The following is a 15,144-nucleotide window of genomic DNA, read 5'->3' as shown; positions in this document are numbered from 1 at the left end:
CATGACTTTATGGACCTTCCTGGCGATGGAGCCGGCTTACTTCATCACCCTGGCGACCGTGCTCGGCCTGTTGGTGGGCAGTTTTCTCAACGTTGTGGTGTACCGCCTGCCGATCATGCTGGAGCGCCAATGGCAGCGTGAGGCACACGAAGTGCTGGGGCTGCCGGTGACCGAGCACGAGCGTTTCGACCTGTGCCTGCCGGCCTCGCAGTGCACGCAGTGCGGGCACCGGATACGGGCGTGGGAAAACGTCCCGGTGCTCAGCTACCTGGCGTTGCGCGGGCGCTGTTCGGCCTGCAAACAGCGCATCAGCGTGCGTTACCCGTTGGTCGAGGTGGGTTGTGCGCTGCTGTCGATGGTGGTGGCCTGGCGCTACGGGGCCAGCGTCGAGGCACTGGTGCTGCTGCCGCTGACCTGGAGCTTGCTGGCCCTGAGTTTGATCGACCATGACCAACAACTGCTGCCCGATGCCATCGTGCTGCCGGGGCTGTGGCTTGGGCTGATCGTCAATTACTTCGGGGTATGGGTGCCCTTGCCCGATGCCGTATGCGGCGCGGTGGTCGGGTACCTCAGCCTGTGGACGGTGTACTGGCTGTTCAAGCTGGTTACCGGCAAGGAAGGCATGGGCTATGGCGACTTCAAGCTGTTGGCGCTGCTCGGCGCCTGGGGTGGCTGGCAGGTGCTGCCGCTGACCTTGTTGCTGTCGTCGGTGCTTGGGGCGCTGGTTGGGGTGTACCTGCTGCGGGTGCGCAAGCATTCCATGGGTACGGCCATGCCATTTGGGCCCTATCTGGCAATTGCGGGGTGGATTGCCGTGCTCTGGGGTGATGAAATATACGCCTCTTACATGCAACTGCTTGGATTCTGATGACCACTGCAGCTTTCACCCCTTGGATTCTGGGCCTGACCGGCGGAATCGGCAGCGGCAAGAGTGCCGCCGCCGAGCGCTTCGTCGAGCTTGGCGTGCACCTGGTCGATGCCGACCAGGCGGCGCGCTGGGTGGTCGAGCCTGGGCGACCGGCGCTGGCCAGCATTGTCGAGCGCTTCGGCCCTGGCGTGCTGCTGGACGATGGCCAACTCGACCGCGCGGCCTTGCGCCAGCTGATTTTCGCCGACCCGGCGCAGCGCCAGTGGCTGGAGGCGTTGCTGCACCCGCTGATCGGGCAGGAGATTTTCAGCTACCTGGCCAAGGCCGAATCGCCTTATGCCGTGTATGTGTCACCCTTGCTGATCGAGTCTGGCCAGTATCGCAAGACCCAGCGCGTGCTGGTGATCGATGCGCCGCAGGCGTTGCAGGTGGAACGTACGCTGCAGCGGGACAACACCAGCCCGGAGCAGGTGCAGGCCATTCTCAATGCGCAGCTGGCCCGTGAAGAGCGGCTGCGCCATGCCGACGATGTGGTGGTCAATGACCGCGACCTTGCCGCGTTGCACGAGCAGATCGACCGTCTGCATCATTTTTACCTGACTTTACGAGGAGGCCAGCCATGAGCCAGCCATTGACCGTCGACTGCCCTACCTGTGGCGCACCTGTGGAATGGAACGAGAAAAGCACGTGCCGGCCGTTTTGCTCTGATCGCTGCAAGCTGATCGACCTGGGGGCCTGGGCGGCGGAAGAACATAAGATCGCGGGGTCGGAAGAGTCCGAGGATGAGCTGTATTCGGGGGACCTGGAGCCGCGGCACTAAGCCTCTGTATTGGCCATCTGAATTGGCCTCTGTAGGAGCGGCCTTGCGTCGCGAAAGGGCTGCGCAGCGGCCCCGGCAATATTTGTGGTGGCGCTGAAACCGGGGGCCGCTACGCGGCCCTTTCGCGACGCAAGGCCGCTCCTACAGGGGTCGTGCAGCGGGACGGGGCCGGTCAATGTTCGTCTTCTTTCCACGGCGCCTGCAGGTACCGCGTGCGGTTGAACGTTTCCAGCCACTCCGGGCAAAACACCACCAAAGCACTGATCACCATGCCGTTGATGAACGCCTCGGGGAACATCATCAGCCACAGGTAGCCGACAAAGTCACTCAGCCACTCCGGCATGGCAAAGCGCCCGTCCAGCCACAAAATCCCCAACCCGGCCAACACACACACCAGCACCGTCAACGCTGCCGGAAAAAACCCTGAACAAAAGATATACACAAACAGGTTTCGCGGTTGCGCACGTTCGACCGCCATGGCGCACAGTTCGGTAATCAGTACCGGCAGGCCAATCAACAGCAGGCCGTTGACGCCCAGCGCCGCCAGGTCCTGACGACCCAGCGCCAGCAACCCCAACTGCGCAAGAAAGCCGCCCAGCACCGCCAGCGGCCAGTCCAGCAACAAGGTGACGGCCGTCATGCCGATGAAGTGATACGACACGCCCGTATCAAAATCGCGCCTGACCAACCACAGGGCAAACAGGCAAAACACCGTACCAAACAGCAGGTGCTGGCGGCGCCGGTCGGTGAACAGCTCTACCCAGCGGGCGCGGCTGGCCGCCCAGAGCAACAGCGGCACGTAACCCAGCCAGCCCAGCGTGAGGCTGGTGCCTGACAACACCTGTGCACTGATCACCTGGTAAATACCCCTTTCAGCCTTGTGGATAAAGTGAGTCTACACCCATTCTCCCGTTCATCCGGCTGCGGTAGGCTGGCGCCTCCCCGCGATGCAGGACGCATTCAAAATGCCGGAAGGAACCAACCTCGCACTGCTGCTGGCAGCGCTGCTCAACGCTGTGATCGGCCTGTTGCACCTGGCCATTATCGTGGTCAGCTCGCTGGTCTGCCTGGGGTTTGGCCTGGTGCACCTGCTGGGGGTTGTTCAGCAATGGCCGGTGTTGAGCTGATTTCTACGCACAAACAGCATCTTACCGTCATCGATTAGCGTCTAAGCTTGTCTGCATGGATGACTCAGACTACCTGCGCCTGCTTACCATCCAGGCCGAACAAGCCAATGCGTTTCTGTCCAATGCACGCAAATGGGAGCGTGAGCGTTGGGTATGCCAACGCCTGCTGCAAGGGTTGAACATCCCCTACCGCAGCGAAGACTTCACCCCGGCCGGCCAGGAGCCACCGGATGTGCTGTTCCGCGATGCGGCATTCGAGGTGTTCTTCGTGCTGGACGAGGGCCGCCGCCTGAACGATGAGTGGCGCGAAGAGCTGCAGCGCCGGCGCAGTGCGTTTTCCCTGGCGCAACTGGTGCGCCGCGAAGCACGCCCGCGGCGGATCAGCGCCACGGAGCTGCTCGGGCGCCTGGCGCCGACCTTGCGCAAAAAAGCGCACAACTACCGCGAACGCGGGCTGGAGCTGAACGAGCTGGACATCATCGCCTTCGCCAGCCTCAAGCGCGAAGTGCTCGACCTCAACACCCACTTCCCGCCCCCTACCGAATACCTGCGCCAAGGTTGGCGCTCGTTGTCGCTGGTCGGGCCGACTTTCGCCCGGGTGTTGTTCGCCCACCCCGACGCGCCTGACTTTTTACGCGGCAACCTGGGGCGCAGCATCGTCTTCGATGTGGGCATCAGTCTTTGATCCAGTGCAGCGACTCTTTGCGATGGCGTACACTCGGCGCCAGCGATAGAACGCATTATCATTTGTTCCAAGCGCTTGCACGAACGCTGTAGCGTTTGTGCAGTCACATACGTCTATCTGACGAGGCCCACCATGACCAGCCGACTGAACCCGGAAGATCAGCGTCGTGTCGATGAGTATCTACGAGCCCCCCAGCACCAAGTCGAGCGCAGGCCCTTCCGGCCATGGCTGCTCCTGGTGCTGGTGGTGGCCGTGACCATTGGTCTGGGCCTCATTAGCCGCCTGTTGAGTGGACTGGTGCTATGAGCTGCCTTGCGCTCGCCCTCTCCTCATACAGTTTGCGGCCGGCCCCCAGGGCCAAGAATTCCGTAAACCTTATGAGATATCCCCATGACTCATCGCATCGTGATTGTCGGCGGCGGCGCCGGCGGCCTGGAACTGGCGACCCGCCTGGGTAAAAGCCTGGGCAAGCGCAAGCAAGCCGACATCACCCTGGTCGACGCCAACCTGACGCACATCTGGAAGCCACTGCTGCACGAAGTGGCAGCCGGCTCGCTGAACTCCTCGGAAGATGAACTGAACTACGTGGCCCAGGCCAAGTGGAACCACTTCAACTTCCAGCTGGGGCGTATGAGCGGCCTGGACCGTGAAGGCAAGCAGATCCAGCTGGCCGCCACCCTCGACGAAGAGGGCCGCGAGCTGGTGCCTGCGCGCACGTTGAGCTACGACACCCTGGTGATTGCCGTGGGCAGCAACACCAACGACTTCGGCACCCTGGGCGCGGCGCAGCATTGCCTGTTCCTGGATACCCGCAAGCAGGCCGAGCGCTTCCACCAGCAACTGCTCAACCACTACCTGCGCGCCCACGCCGGTGACGTGGCCAGCGAACAGATCAGCGTGGCCATCGTCGGCGCCGGTGCTACCGGTGTGGAGCTGGCCGCCGAGCTGCACCACGCCGCCCACGAACTGGCCGCTTATGGCCTGGATCGCATCCAGCCCAAGGACATGCACATCACCCTGATCGAGGCTGGCCCCCGGGTATTGCCTGCGCTGCCTGAGCGCATCAGCGTGCCGGTGCACAAGACCCTGGAAAAACTCGGGGTGAAGGTGATGACCAATGCGGCGGTCAGCGAAGTGACCGAGGATGGGCTGAAAACCAAGGACGGCGAAGTGATCCAGGCCAGCCTCAAGGTGTGGGCGGCCGGCATTCGTGCACCGGGTTTCCTCAAGGACATCGATGGCCTGGAAACCAACCGCATCAATCAGCTGGTGGTGCGCCCTACCCTGCAGACCACCCGTGACGACAACATCTTCGCCTTTGGTGACTGCGCCGCGTGCCCGCAACCGGGTACCGACCGCAACGTGCCGCCACGGGCACAGGCTGCACACCAGCAGGCTTCGATGTTGGCGCAAAGCCTGAAGGCGCGGCTGGAGAACAAGGCGCTGCCGACGTATGCGTACAAGGACTACGGGTCGCTGGTATCGCTGTCGCGCTTCTCGGCGGTGGGTAACCTGATGGGCAACTTGATGGGCAGCGTGAAGCTGGAAGGCTGGCTGGCGCGGATGTTTTATGTGTCGTTGTACCGCATGCACCAGATGGCGCTGTACGGGTTCTTCCGCACGTCAATGATGATGCTGGGTAGCAAGATTGGGCGCGGTACTGAGCCGCGGTTGAAGTTGCACTGACAGAATGCTGGGGGCGCTTTGCGCCCCTTTCCGACCGGTCCGGCGCCCCGGCAAGGCCGCTCCTACAACAGATGCCGGAGCGGCCCTTGTAGAATTCGAGGCAAAAGAAAAAGGGCATCTCTGTCGAGATGCCCTCTTTACATGGTGGGTCGTGTAGGATTCGAACCTACGACCAATTGGTTAAAAGCCAACTGCTCTACCAACTGAGCTAACGACCCTGAAAATGGTCGGGGTGAGGGGATTCGAACTCCTGACATCCTGCTCCCAAAGCAGGCGCGCTACCGGACTGCGCTACACCCCGAGATTGGCTCCGCGACCTGGACTCGAACCAGGGACCCAATGATTAACAGTCATTTGCTCTACCGACTGAGCTATCGCGGAACTGAACTTCGGTACATCTTTACTGCTTCGAAGTCTGTGTTAGCTTCGATCTCTTTGGCTATCCGCTTTCGCGTTGTCGCTGCTGAGGCCGGCTATTCTACATTCTTCGTTTTGCTTGTCAACCCCTTTTTTTCATTCAACTTACTGATTTGTAAGTTGTTTTGCTAACACCGATGTTGCTGGTGATTCGCTTAGTGCCTGACAGCGGGGCGTATATTAGGTGCACTCGATTTTTGATGCAAGCAAATTTTTCAAAATTTTCAGCAAGTTATCAAAAAAAGTTGGAAGGCCCCGGTTTTACGGGGTCCAGGCCGGCCTATGCACGGGCAAACCCGCCCCCACAGGGGCTGCGGCAGGCTGTAAAAAACCCTTAGCCATAAAAAAGCCCCGCATGTGCGGGGCTATTTTTTTCGCCAGCGGGATCAGGCAAACACGATTTCTTCGCCTTCCACCCGCGCAGTAATCGCTGTACCTGGCAAGAATTTGCCAGAAAGGATCAACTGCGCCAGTGGGTTTTCGATCCAGCGCTGGATCGCACGCTTCAGTGGCCGTGCGCCATACACCGGGTCGTAACCGACTGCGATCAGCTTGTCCAACGCCTCAGGGCTCAGGCTGAGCGACAGCTCACGCTCCAGCAGGCGGCTACGCAGGCGGCCCAACTGGATCTCGGTGATGCCGGCGATCTGCTCGCGGCCCAGGGGCTCGAACACGACCACTTCGTCGATCCGGTTGATGAACTCCGGACGGAAGTGCGCACCCACCGCATCCATCACCGCCGCACGCTGTGCTTCGCGATCACCCACCAGCTCCTGGATCTGCGCCGAGCCCAGGTTGGAGGTCATCACGATCACGGTGTTGCGGAAGTCCACCGTACGGCCGTGGCTGTCGGTCAGGCGGCCATCTTCAAGCACCTGCAGCAACACGTTGAACACGTCCGGGTGCGCCTTCTCCACCTCGTCCAGCAGTACCACCGAGTAGGGCTTGCGCCGTACCGCTTCGGTCAGGTAACCGCCCTCCTCGTACCCTACATAGCCGGGTGGTGCACCGATCAGGCGAGCCACGGAGTGCTTTTCCATGAACTCGGACATATCGATGCGCACCATGGCCTCTTCGGTGTCGAACAGGAACTCGGCCAGCGCCTTGCACAGCTCGGTCTTGCCCACACCGGTCGGGCCAAGGAACAGGAACGAACCACTGGGCCGGTTCGGGTCGGACAACCCGGCGCGGGAACGGCGCACGGCGTTGGCCACGGCAGTCACGGCTTCGTGCTGGCCGATCACGCGCTGGTGCAGCAGGTCTTCCATCTTCAACAGTTTCTCGCGCTCACCTTCGAGCATCTTGGCAACCGGGATGCCGGTCCACTTGGACACCACTTCGGCAATCTCTTCCTCGGTGACCTTGTTGCGCAGCAGCTGGTTTTCCGACTTGCCGTGCTGGTCGACCATCTGCAGGCTGCGCTCCAGGTCCGGGATCACCCCGTACTGCAGCTCGGCCATGCGGCTCAGGTCGCCTTTACGACGGGCGGCTTCGAGCTCCTGGCGGGCCTGCTCGATCTTCTGCTGGATCTGCGCCGAGCCTTGCACTTCGGCTTTCTCGGACGCCCAGATCTCTTCCAGGTCGGAATATTCACGCTCCAGCCGCTCGATTTCCTCGTGGAGCTTTTCCAGGCGCTTCTTCGCGGCTTCGTCTTCTTCCTTCTTCAGCGCCTGGGACTCGACCTTCAGCTGAATCAGGCGACGGTCCAGGCGGTCGAGCACTTCCGGCTTGGAGTCGATCTCCATGCGGATGCGGCTGGCCGCTTCGTCGATCAGGTCGATGGCCTTGTCGGGCAGCTGACGGTCGGTGATGTAACGGTGGCTGAGCTTGGCCGCAGCAATGATCGCGCCGTCGGTGATGGCCACCTTGTGGTGCACTTCATAGCGTTCTTTCAGGCCACGCAGGATGGCGATGGTGTCTTCCTCGCTCGGCTCTTCCACCAGCACTTTCTGGAAGCGCCGCTCCAGGGCCGCGTCCTTCTCGATGAACTGGCGGTATTCGTTGAGCGTGGTGGCGCCAACGCAGTGCAGCTCGCCACGGGCCAGGGCCGGCTTGAGCATGTTGCCCGCGTCCATGGCGCCCTCGCCTTTACCGGCGCCGACCATGGTGTGCAGTTCGTCGATGAACAGGATGATCTGGCCTTCCTGCTTGGACAGCTCGTTAAGCAGCGACTTCAGGCGCTCTTCGAACTCGCCGCGGTACTTGGCGCCGGCGATCAGTGCACCCATGTCCAGCGCCAGCAGGCGCTTGCCTTTGAGGCCATCGGGCACTTCACCATTGATGATGCGCTGGGCCAGGCCTTCGGCGATGGCGGTTTTACCCACGCCAGGCTCACCGATCAGCACCGGGTTGTTCTTGGTACGGCGTTGCAGCACCTGCACGGTACGGCGGATTTCGTCGTCACGGCCGATCACCGGGTCAAGCTTGCCTTCTTCGGCACGCTTGGTCAGGTCGACGGTGTACTTGTCCAGGGCCTGGCGCGACTCTTCGGCGTTGGCGTCGTTGACTGCCGCGCCGCCACGCAGGTTGTTGATGGCGTTTTCCAAGGCTTTTTTGGTCACGCCCTGGCTCAGCAGCAGCTTGCCGAGCTTGCTGTTCTCGTCCATGGCGGCGAGCAGCACCAGCTCGCTGGAGATGAACTGGTCGCCCTTCTGCTGGGCCAGGCGGTCGGCCTGGTTGAGCAGGCGCGCCAGGTCCTGCGACATGTTCACGTCGCCTGTCGGGTTCTGGATTTTCGGCAGTTGGTCGAGTTCTTTCACCAGTGCCTGGCGCAGGCTGTTGATGTCGAAGCCGACTTGCATCAGCAGCGGCTTGATCGACCCGCCCTGCTGTTCAATCAGCGCCTGCACCAGGTGCAGGGGCTCGATGGCAGGGTGGTCCATGCCAACCGCAAGGGACTGGGCATCGGATATTGCTAATTGAAGCTTGCTGGTTAAACGGTCTATTCGCATGGGGATACCTTCCTGTAAGGGCAGGTCGGAGCGATGGACAGCGCCTTTAATGAAGAAACCTGCCTGAGATGACCTTATAGATAAGGCTTATTCTGGAAGTTTCAAGCGTAGCGGGGTTGACGGAGATCAACCTGATGGATTAGCGGCGTGGCCGGAGCAGTCAGCGGGGGGCTAACCAGACCAGTGAGGCAAACCGCCCACCTTGCGGGGTGCGGCGATACGAGAAGAAACGCTGATCGCTGACCGTGCACAAGCCACCGCCATACACAGACGTCACCCCGCGCGCCGCCAGGCGAATACGCGCCAGCGCATAGATGTCGGCCATCAGCTTGCCCGGCCGCGCACCCGCAACAAAGGCAGCCGCTGCCTCCGGGTGCACCGCGGTAAAGGCATCACGTACTTCCAGGCCCACTTCGAACGCCTGCGGGCCAATCGCCGGGCCCAGCCACACCAGCACGTCTTCAGCCGGCACGGCCAAACGGTCGAGGGTCGCTTCCAGCACTCCGCCCGCCAACCCGCGCCAGCCGGCATGGGCCGCTGCCACACGGGTGCCTGCACGGTCGCAGAACAGCGCAGGCAGGCAATCGGCAGTCATCACGGTGCAGGCGATGCCAGGCTGGTCAGTCCAGCTGGCGTCGGCCTCGGCCACCACGGCCGGGTCGGCATCCGCCACTGCCAGGCCATGCACTTGCTTGAGCCAGGCAGGCTGGATGGCGAACGCATCGCTCAGGCGGCGGCGGTTTTCGGCGACGGCGGCAGGGTCATCACCGACGTGATCACCCAGGTTGAAGGTGTCAAAGGGCGGCAGGCTGACGCCGCCCTGACGCGTGGTGACACAAGCGCGAACCGAGGCCGGGGCCGGCCAGTCGGGCAATAGCAGCGCCTGCGTCAGACCACTCATCCGATAAAGCTCTCGCGGTCTTCGTTCAGCAGCGTCAGCAACCAGAGGAAGTCATCCGGCAAGGGCGATTCCCACTTCATGACTTCACCGGTAATCGGGTGGGCCAATGCCAGGAAACGCGCATGCAGCGCCTGGCGCGGGAAGGTCTTGACCGCCTCGACCATGGTTGGGCTGGCAGCCGGCGGAATGCGGAAGCGCCCACCGTACGTCTGGTCGCCGACCAGCGGGAAGCCAACGTGGGCCATGTGCACACGGATCTGGTGGGTACGGCCGGTTTCCAGCTTGACCCGCACGTGGGTGTGCGAACGGAAGCGCTTGAGCACACGGTAGTGGCTGACCGCCGGCTTGCCGCCGTCGGTTACCGCCATGCGCTGGCGCATACCGCCATGGCGACCGATCGGGGCGTCGATCTTGCCGCCGGCGGTCACCACACCAATCACGATGCACTCATAGATGCGGCTGACCTTGCGGCTTTGCATCTGCTCGACCAGGCGGGTCTGCGCTTGCAGGGTCTTGGCCACCACCATCAGACCGGTGGTGTCCTTGTCCAGGCGGTGCACGATACCGGCGCGTGGTACGTTGATGATGTCTGGCACGTGGTGCAGCAAGGCATTGAGCAAGGTACCGCTGGCATGGCCCGCGGCCGGGTGCACAACCAGCCCGGCAGGCTTGTTGATCACCATGATGTGGTCGTCTTCGTAGACGATATCCAGCTCGATGTCTTCTGCGATCCACTCGCCCTGGGCCTCTTGTTCGGCCTCCAGAACAAGCACAGAGCCACCATAGACGGTGTCTCGAGGGCGCACGACGGCGCCATCGACCGTCAGGCGGCCCTCTTTGATCCACGTAGTAAGCCGCGAACGCGAGTACTCGGCGAACAATTGGGCGGCGACCTGGTCGAGGCGTTGACCGCCCAGATCGGACGGTACCTCTGCGCTAAGTTGAATGATCTCGGACATGCTCGATTCGGCGGGCGCACAGCCTTTGGTTTCGGCTGCGAGCTTGTGGTTAAATACGGCTTCTTTTGTCCCGGGGTTGGCCGGGGCGCTCATCATAACAGGACGGCACCGCCCAAGACAGCGGCCGTCAAAGGGACGCAAGCCGCCATGCAAGTGAAACACCTGCTGCTGATCGCCATCCTCGGGCTTACCGCGGCCTGTTCCTCTAACAAGGAAGTCATTGACGAGAACCTCAGCGAAGCCGAGCTGTACCAGCAGGCCCAGGCTGACCTGGATAATTCCAGCTACACCAGCGCGGTGAACAAGCTCAAGGCCCTGGAGTCGCGTTACCCGTTCGGCCGTTATGCCGACCAGGCGCAGCTCGAGCTGATCTACGCCAACTACAAGAACACCGAGCCGGAGGCCGCCAAGTCCGCCGCCGAGCGTTTCATCCGCCTGCACCCGCAGCACCCGAACGTCGACTACGCCTACTACCTCAAGGGCCTGACCTCGTTCGACCAGGACCGCGGCCTGCTGGCGCGCTTCCTGCCGCTGGACATGACCAAGCGTGACCCGGGCGCCGCGCGCGACTCGTACAACGAGTTCGCCCAGCTGACCAGCCGCTTCCCCAACAGCCGCTACGCGCCAGACGCCAAGCAGCGCATGATCTACCTGCGCAACCTGCTGGCTTCGTACGAGATCCACGTGGCCGACTACTACCTGGGCCGCCAGGCTTATGTGGCCGCCGCCAACCGTGGCCGCTACGTGGTCGAGAACTTCCAGGAAACGCCGTCGGTCGGCGACGGCCTCGCGATCATGGTCGAGGCCTACCAGAAGATGCACCTGGACGAACTGGCCGCTACCAGCCTGGAAACCCTCAAGCTCAACTACCCCGACCACCCGAGCCTGGCTGACGGTGAGTTCCAGCCCAAGCAGACCGAGTCTGACGGCCGTGGCTGGTTGTCCAAGGCAACCCTGGGCCTGATCGAGACCGACACCCCGCTGCCGCCGGGCGAAACCCGCGCCAACCAGGACGTGGTCAAGCAGTTCCAGGATGCTCGCGCCGAGATGCCGCAAGAGCTGCTGCCGAAGGACGAAAACGGCGACGTGATCCTGCCGGAAGGCCCGAAAGAAGCCGAACAGGACCGTTCGTGGTTCAGCTACATGACCTTCGGTCTGTTTGACTGAGTGTGTCGAAACGTAGAAAGGGAGGCCTGAGGCCTCCCTTTTTTATTGGCTGCGTCCTAGACTGTGGCCTTCTTCATTCGACAAGCTGGACACCATGGTTCGCCTACTTTTCTGGATCGCCCTGATCGCCGCCGCGTTCTGGCTGTGGCGCAAGTTCAAGATCAGCCAGCAATCGCAACCGGAGCACAAGCTCGACGACCCGCTGAAGATGGTGCGCTGCGCCCATTGCGGCGTGCACCTGCCCAATGACCGGGCGCTGCAGCAGGGCAAAGAGTGGTATTGCAGCCAGGCTCACCTGCAACAGGGCCCTGGCCAATCGCGTTGATTCAGTACCGGCCTCATCGCGGGGCAAGCCCGCTCCCACAGTTTAAATGCATGCCTTCAGCGCAGCCGTAGCCTGTGGGAGCGGGCTTGCCCCGCGAAGAGGCCGGCACTGATGATGCGATCAATCCGATTAACCACATATCCCTCCCCGACCCTTTCGCACCATTTACGACCCCTCCCCCTCCGCCAGCATTGACCCACCCGGGCAAAATTCGCTAAATCCTATTTATCCGCATAAATATGAAAAATAGCGAAATGCTCAAACCCAAACGCAAGCGCCAGAAGCTGTCCGACGTCATCGTCGAATCGGTCAAGCGCTCGATCGTCACCGAGGCCCTGCACCCCGGCGACCGGTTGCCCACCGAGCGCGAGCTGATGGAGCATTTCGAGTGTTCCAAAGGCACCGCCCGCGAAGCGCTCAAGGCCCTGGAAGTCGAGGGCCTGGTCAGCACCCGCACCGGCCCCAGCGGCGGCGCCTACCTCAACGAGGTCGGCACCGAGCCGGCCAGCCGCGCCCTGCGCAACTACCTGCACTTCCAGCACCTGGATGGCGAGCAGGTGTACCAGTTGCGCAAGGTCATCGAGGTGGAGCTGGCCGTGTCGGTCATGGGCCAGCTGAGCGAAGCCGACTACGCCGCGCTGCAAGCCAACATCGATTTTTGCAGCACCCCGGAAGACAGCGAAGAGGGCCAGCGCGAGCAACGCCTGGCCGAACTGGAATTCCACACCTTGCTGGCGCATCGCTGCCCCAACCCGCTGCTGCGCTTCATGGCGGTATTCCTCAACGACCTGCTGCGCGACCTGGTGGTGCTGAAAAAGGCCTACCTGCCCAAGCGCCAGCAGTTTGCTGCGGCCAACATCGGCTACCACAAGCAACTGTTGCTGGCCCTGCGCGCCAGCGACGAACCCGCTGTACGCCGGCTGATGCACGAACACATGTGCGACGCCGAGCACCACATGACCGCGCTGGAAGGCGAGGTTGCCCGCAACTTCCTGCTGGAGTTCGACCACCACCACTGATCCGCCTGGACAGAGGCCTGCGCACAGGCCCGGCCGCACCCGCTTTGTCATTGCCACTCCTGCCTAATAACCACAACCAAGGAGTTACTCATGCAAAGACGTACCCTGCTCAAGGCAGGCCTTGCCCTGGGTGCCCTAGGTAGCCTCCCGTTGGGAGCGCACCGGGCATTCGCCGACGAACCGCTGACCTTCTACGGGCTCAAGTCCATGTCTGGCCCCTTCGCCAGTTACGGCAAGTACGCCGACATGGGGTCGCGCCTGGCCATCGCCGAGTACCCGCAGCTACTCGGGCGCCCGCTCAAGTACAAAGTCATCGACACCGAAGGCAACGCCGGCAAGGCGGTGCGCAAGGTACAGGAAGCCATCGGCCAGGATGGCGCGCGCTTTTTCCAGGGCTGCACGCTGTCGTCCTCGGCGTTGGCGGTATCGAAGGAAATCCACAAGGCCGGCGGCGTGTTCATGACGCCGGTCGGCGCCGACGAAATCACCGGCAAGGACTGCAACGCCTCGACCTTCCGCTGGTCGGTACCCACCTATGGCGCCATCCGCGAAACGCTGGTGCCGATGATCCGCCAACTGCCGCAGGCCAAGCGCTGGTACACCATCACCCCGCAATACGTGTTCGGTGATGCGTTGCTGGAAAACGCCCGCAAGGTGTTCGCCGAGTTGGGCGTGGAGCACATCGGCAACAGCTACCACTCGCTGCAAGAGCAGGAGTTTTCCGGTTACCTGACCAACGCCATCGCCGCCAAACCCGACGTGCTGGTGCTGCTTAACTTTGGCAGCCAGTCGTCCAACGCGCTGCGCCAGGCGGTGAACTTCGGCATCAAGGACCGCATGAAGGTGCTGCTGGTGTGGTCGGCCGGGCTCGACCAATTCCAGGAGCTGGGCAGCGACGTGCTCGAAGGTGTGTACCTGGGCGCGCAGTACTGGCACCAGGTCGACACGCCACTCAACAAACAGCTGGTTGCCGCCACCCGCAAGGCCTACGGCATCAACCCCAACTACCCGTTGGCGGCCGACTACATCGGCACCAAGGTGATGCTCGATGCCATTACCAAAGCCGGCAGCCTGGACGGCGCCAGCGTCTGTGCCGCCTTGCAGGGCATGCGCTTCCAGGGCCCGACCGGCGAAGAGCTGATCCGCCCGGGCGACCACCAGGTGCTCAAGGACTACTACCTGTTGCGCGGCAAGCCCCAGGCGCAGATGCGCGACGAGGACGACCTGGCCGAAATCATCAGCGCCGGCCGCTCGTTCATCGAAGTCGACCACACCGGTTGCGCCCTGGCCTGAAGCCGCGGCGTTAGTCAAAACCACTCGTACAGGCAGCCGCACCACGCGCTGTCGAGGGCACACTCATGCTCGATTTGTACCTGTTCCAACTGCTTAATGGCCTGGGCCTGGGGATGATCTACTTCCTCATCGCCGTGGGCCTGACGATCATTTTCGGCCTGCTCAACTTCGTCAACTTCGCCCACGGCGCGTTCTTCTTGCTGGGCGCCTACCTGTGCTACACCGCCGTGGCGATTACCGGCAACTTCTGGCTGGCGCTGCTGATTGCCCCACTGGCGGTGGCGGCGCTGGCCTGGGCGGTCGAGCGCGTGCTGATCAAACGCATCTACCACTTGCCGCACACCTTCCAGATCCTCGTCACCCTGGGCATCGCGCTGATCATCCAGGAGGCCTCGGTGCTGATCTGGGGCCCGGTGGGCAAGAACATCGCCGTGCCACCGGAGCTGCGCGGGGTGCTGATCCTCGGTGATTTCATCTACCCGTACTACCGCCTGTTCCTCATCGGCTTCGCCGCGCTGATAGGCCTGGGCCTGTGGCTGCTGCTGGAGCGCACCCGCTTCGGCGCGCTGGTCCGCGCGGGTAGCGAAAGTACCGAAACCGTTTCGCTGCTGGGCACCAATATCTTCCGCCTGTTCTCCCTGACCTTCGCCCTGGGCGTGGGCCTGGCCGGCGTGGCGGGCGTGCTGTTCGCGCCGCTGCGTGGCGCGCAGCCCTTCGTCGGCCCGGAAATCCTCGGCATCGCCTTCGTGGTGGTGGTGATCGGCGGCATGGGCTCGTTCGGCGGTGCGCTGGTCGGCGGGCTGTTGGTGGGGGTGGTGCAAAGCATGATGAGCAGCCTCTGGCCGCAAGGCGCCAGCCTGATGATCTACGGCGCCATGGCGGCGGTGATCCTGGTTCGTCCCTATGGCCTGTTCGGGAGAGCATGA

At 62.5% G+C, this 15,144-nt stretch carries 16 protein-coding genes and 3 tRNA genes; 12 read left to right on the top strand and 7 right to left on the bottom strand.

Annotation, left to right across the window (positions count from 1 at the left end; all coding sequences use genetic code 11):
* The first annotated feature begins 1 nt into the window (after position 1).
* Genes CKW22_RS08135 through yacG form a run of 3 tightly spaced genes read left to right on the top strand, consistent with a single transcriptional unit; the run spans position 2 to position 1,688 of the window.
* Positions 2 to 868, top strand: coding sequence for an A24 family peptidase (locus CKW22_RS08135; RefSeq protein ID WP_095063985.1), 867 nt, complete (start codon positions 2 to 4; stop codon positions 866 to 868).
* Positions 868 to 1,491 carry a dephospho-CoA kinase gene (gene coaE, locus CKW22_RS08130; RefSeq protein ID WP_047582819.1) on the top strand — a complete coding sequence of 208 codons (624 nt, stop codon included), beginning with the start codon at positions 868 to 870 and terminating at the stop codon, positions 1,489 to 1,491. Before CKW22_RS08135 ends, coaE begins: the two co-directional genes overlap by 1 nt.
* Positions 1,488 to 1,688 (top strand): DNA gyrase inhibitor YacG, encoded by a 201-nt coding sequence (yacG, locus tag CKW22_RS08125; protein WP_047582821.1) that lies wholly within the window; start codon positions 1,488 to 1,490, stop codon positions 1,686 to 1,688. Before coaE ends, yacG begins: the two co-directional genes overlap by 4 nt.
* A gap of 172 nt (positions 1,689 to 1,860) precedes the next feature.
* On the opposite strand, the gene CKW22_RS08115 is transcribed toward yacG, so the two are convergent.
* Complete coding sequence (locus tag CKW22_RS08115) at positions 1,861 to 2,544, bottom strand: energy-coupling factor ABC transporter permease (RefSeq protein WP_033701431.1); 684 nt, start codon at positions 2,542 to 2,544, stop codon at positions 1,861 to 1,863.
* 109 nt (positions 2,545 to 2,653) lie between these two features.
* Between CKW22_RS08115 and CKW22_RS27515 the strand changes: the two genes are divergently transcribed.
* From CKW22_RS27515 to CKW22_RS08095, 4 genes are all read left to right on the top strand, one after another.
* Positions 2,654 to 2,815 carry a hypothetical protein gene (locus CKW22_RS27515; RefSeq protein ID WP_167334466.1) on the top strand — a complete coding sequence of 54 codons (162 nt, stop codon included), beginning with the start codon at positions 2,654 to 2,656 and terminating at the stop codon, positions 2,813 to 2,815.
* Positions 2,816 to 2,870: 55 nt separating this feature from the next.
* The gene (locus CKW22_RS08105; protein ID WP_013970766.1) at positions 2,871 to 3,500 is read left to right on the top strand and encodes a DUF1780 domain-containing protein; all 630 of its coding nucleotides are present in this window, start codon (positions 2,871 to 2,873) and stop codon (positions 3,498 to 3,500) included.
* Positions 3,501 to 3,632: 132 nt separating this feature from the next.
* Positions 3,633 to 3,806 carry a DUF3094 family protein gene (locus tag CKW22_RS08100; protein ID WP_013970765.1) on the top strand — a complete coding sequence of 58 codons (174 nt, stop codon included), beginning with the start codon at positions 3,633 to 3,635 and terminating at the stop codon, positions 3,804 to 3,806.
* Positions 3,807 to 3,890: 84 nt separating this feature from the next.
* On the top strand, positions 3,891 to 5,186 hold the full coding sequence (locus CKW22_RS08095) for an NAD(P)/FAD-dependent oxidoreductase (protein WP_095063983.1): 1,296 nt from the start codon (positions 3,891 to 3,893) through the stop codon (positions 5,184 to 5,186).
* Positions 5,187 to 5,328: 142 nt separating this feature from the next.
* Here CKW22_RS08095 and CKW22_RS08090 read toward each other — a convergent pair.
* The 6 genes from CKW22_RS08090 to rluD all read right to left on the bottom strand — a co-directional run bounded on the left by CKW22_RS08090 (position 5,329) and on the right by rluD (position 10,414).
* Positions 5,329 to 5,404, bottom strand: a tRNA-Lys gene (locus CKW22_RS08090).
* A 6-nt stretch (positions 5,405 to 5,410) separates the two neighbouring features.
* A tRNA-Pro gene (locus tag CKW22_RS08085) sits at positions 5,411 to 5,487 on the bottom strand.
* A gap of 4 nt (positions 5,488 to 5,491) precedes the next feature.
* A tRNA-Asn gene (locus CKW22_RS08080) sits at positions 5,492 to 5,567 on the bottom strand.
* Positions 5,568 to 5,989: 422 nt separating this feature from the next.
* Positions 5,990 to 8,554 (bottom strand): ATP-dependent chaperone ClpB, encoded by a 2,565-nt coding sequence (clpB, locus tag CKW22_RS08075; protein ID WP_033701436.1) that lies wholly within the window; start codon positions 8,552 to 8,554, stop codon positions 5,990 to 5,992.
* Between the two features lie 160 nt (positions 8,555 to 8,714).
* Positions 8,715 to 9,455: a peptidoglycan editing factor PgeF gene (gene pgeF, locus CKW22_RS08070; protein ID WP_095063982.1), complete on the bottom strand. Its 741-nt coding sequence runs from the start codon at positions 9,453 to 9,455 to the stop codon at positions 8,715 to 8,717.
* Positions 9,452 to 10,414, bottom strand: a complete 963-nt coding sequence (gene rluD, locus CKW22_RS08065; protein ID WP_033701534.1) for a 23S rRNA pseudouridine(1911/1915/1917) synthase RluD — start codon at positions 10,412 to 10,414, stop codon at positions 9,452 to 9,454. The genes pgeF and rluD overlap by 4 nt, the downstream gene beginning before the upstream one ends.
* Before the next feature lie 147 nt (positions 10,415 to 10,561).
* Here rluD and CKW22_RS08060 point away from each other — a divergent pair, with 147 nt between their 5' ends.
* The 5 genes from CKW22_RS08060 to CKW22_RS08040 all read left to right on the top strand — a co-directional run bounded on the left by CKW22_RS08060 (position 10,562) and on the right by CKW22_RS08040 (position 15,144).
* Positions 10,562 to 11,581 carry an outer membrane protein assembly factor BamD gene (locus tag CKW22_RS08060; protein ID WP_033701439.1) on the top strand — a complete coding sequence of 340 codons (1,020 nt, stop codon included), beginning with the start codon at positions 10,562 to 10,564 and terminating at the stop codon, positions 11,579 to 11,581.
* A 94-nt stretch (positions 11,582 to 11,675) separates the two neighbouring features.
* A complete protein-coding gene (locus tag CKW22_RS08055; protein ID WP_033701440.1) occupies positions 11,676 to 11,906 on the top strand; it encodes a PP0621 family protein in 231 nt (76 codons plus the stop codon).
* A gap of 254 nt (positions 11,907 to 12,160) precedes the next feature.
* A complete protein-coding gene (locus CKW22_RS08050; protein WP_095063981.1) occupies positions 12,161 to 12,925 on the top strand; it encodes a FadR/GntR family transcriptional regulator in 765 nt (254 codons plus the stop codon).
* 90 nt (positions 12,926 to 13,015) lie between these two features.
* Positions 13,016 to 14,218, top strand: a complete 1,203-nt coding sequence (locus CKW22_RS08045; protein WP_033701443.1) for an ABC transporter substrate-binding protein — start codon at positions 13,016 to 13,018, stop codon at positions 14,216 to 14,218.
* A 65-nt stretch (positions 14,219 to 14,283) separates the two neighbouring features.
* A complete protein-coding gene (locus CKW22_RS08040; protein WP_095063980.1) occupies positions 14,284 to 15,144 on the top strand; it encodes a branched-chain amino acid ABC transporter permease in 861 nt (286 codons plus the stop codon).

It is taken from the genome of Pseudomonas sp. Irchel s3f19, assembly GCF_900187555.1.
In the GTDB taxonomy this organism is placed as follows: domain Bacteria; phylum Pseudomonadota; class Gammaproteobacteria; order Pseudomonadales; family Pseudomonadaceae; genus Aquipseudomonas; species Aquipseudomonas capeferrum.
The sequence above is the reverse complement of the archived record's forward strand: the minus strand, read 5'-3'. Positions and strand labels throughout refer to the sequence as shown.

Excerpts from the sequence above, each read along its gene's own strand:
- CKW22_RS08135 (WP_095063985.1), top strand. The coding sequence starts at position 2 with ATGACTTTATGGACCTTCCTGGCGATGGAGCCGGCTTACTTCATCACC.
- coaE (WP_047582819.1), top strand. The coding sequence starts at position 868 with ATGACCACTGCAGCTTTCACCCCTTGGATTCTGGGCCTGACCGGCGGA.
- yacG (WP_047582821.1), top strand. The coding sequence starts at position 1,488 with ATGAGCCAGCCATTGACCGTCGACTGCCCTACCTGTGGCGCACCTGTG.
- CKW22_RS27515 (WP_167334466.1), top strand. The coding sequence starts at position 2,654 with ATGCCGGAAGGAACCAACCTCGCACTGCTGCTGGCAGCGCTGCTCAAC.
- CKW22_RS08105 (WP_013970766.1), top strand. The coding sequence starts at position 2,871 with ATGGATGACTCAGACTACCTGCGCCTGCTTACCATCCAGGCCGAACAA.
- CKW22_RS08100 (WP_013970765.1), top strand. The coding sequence starts at position 3,633 with ATGACCAGCCGACTGAACCCGGAAGATCAGCGTCGTGTCGATGAGTAT.
- CKW22_RS08095 (WP_095063983.1), top strand. The coding sequence starts at position 3,891 with ATGACTCATCGCATCGTGATTGTCGGCGGCGGCGCCGGCGGCCTGGAA.
- clpB (WP_033701436.1), bottom strand. The coding sequence starts at position 8,554 with ATGCGAATAGACCGTTTAACCAGCAAGCTTCAATTAGCAATATCCGAT.
- pgeF (WP_095063982.1), bottom strand. The coding sequence starts at position 9,455 with ATGAGTGGTCTGACGCAGGCGCTGCTATTGCCCGACTGGCCGGCCCCG.
- rluD (WP_033701534.1), bottom strand. The coding sequence starts at position 10,414 with ATGTCCGAGATCATTCAACTTAGCGCAGAGGTACCGTCCGATCTGGGC.
- CKW22_RS08060 (WP_033701439.1), top strand. The coding sequence starts at position 10,562 with ATGCAAGTGAAACACCTGCTGCTGATCGCCATCCTCGGGCTTACCGCG.
- CKW22_RS08055 (WP_033701440.1), top strand. The coding sequence starts at position 11,676 with ATGGTTCGCCTACTTTTCTGGATCGCCCTGATCGCCGCCGCGTTCTGG.
- CKW22_RS08050 (WP_095063981.1), top strand. The coding sequence starts at position 12,161 with ATGCTCAAACCCAAACGCAAGCGCCAGAAGCTGTCCGACGTCATCGTC.
- CKW22_RS08045 (WP_033701443.1), top strand. The coding sequence starts at position 13,016 with ATGCAAAGACGTACCCTGCTCAAGGCAGGCCTTGCCCTGGGTGCCCTA.
- CKW22_RS08040 (WP_095063980.1), top strand. The coding sequence starts at position 14,284 with ATGCTCGATTTGTACCTGTTCCAACTGCTTAATGGCCTGGGCCTGGGG.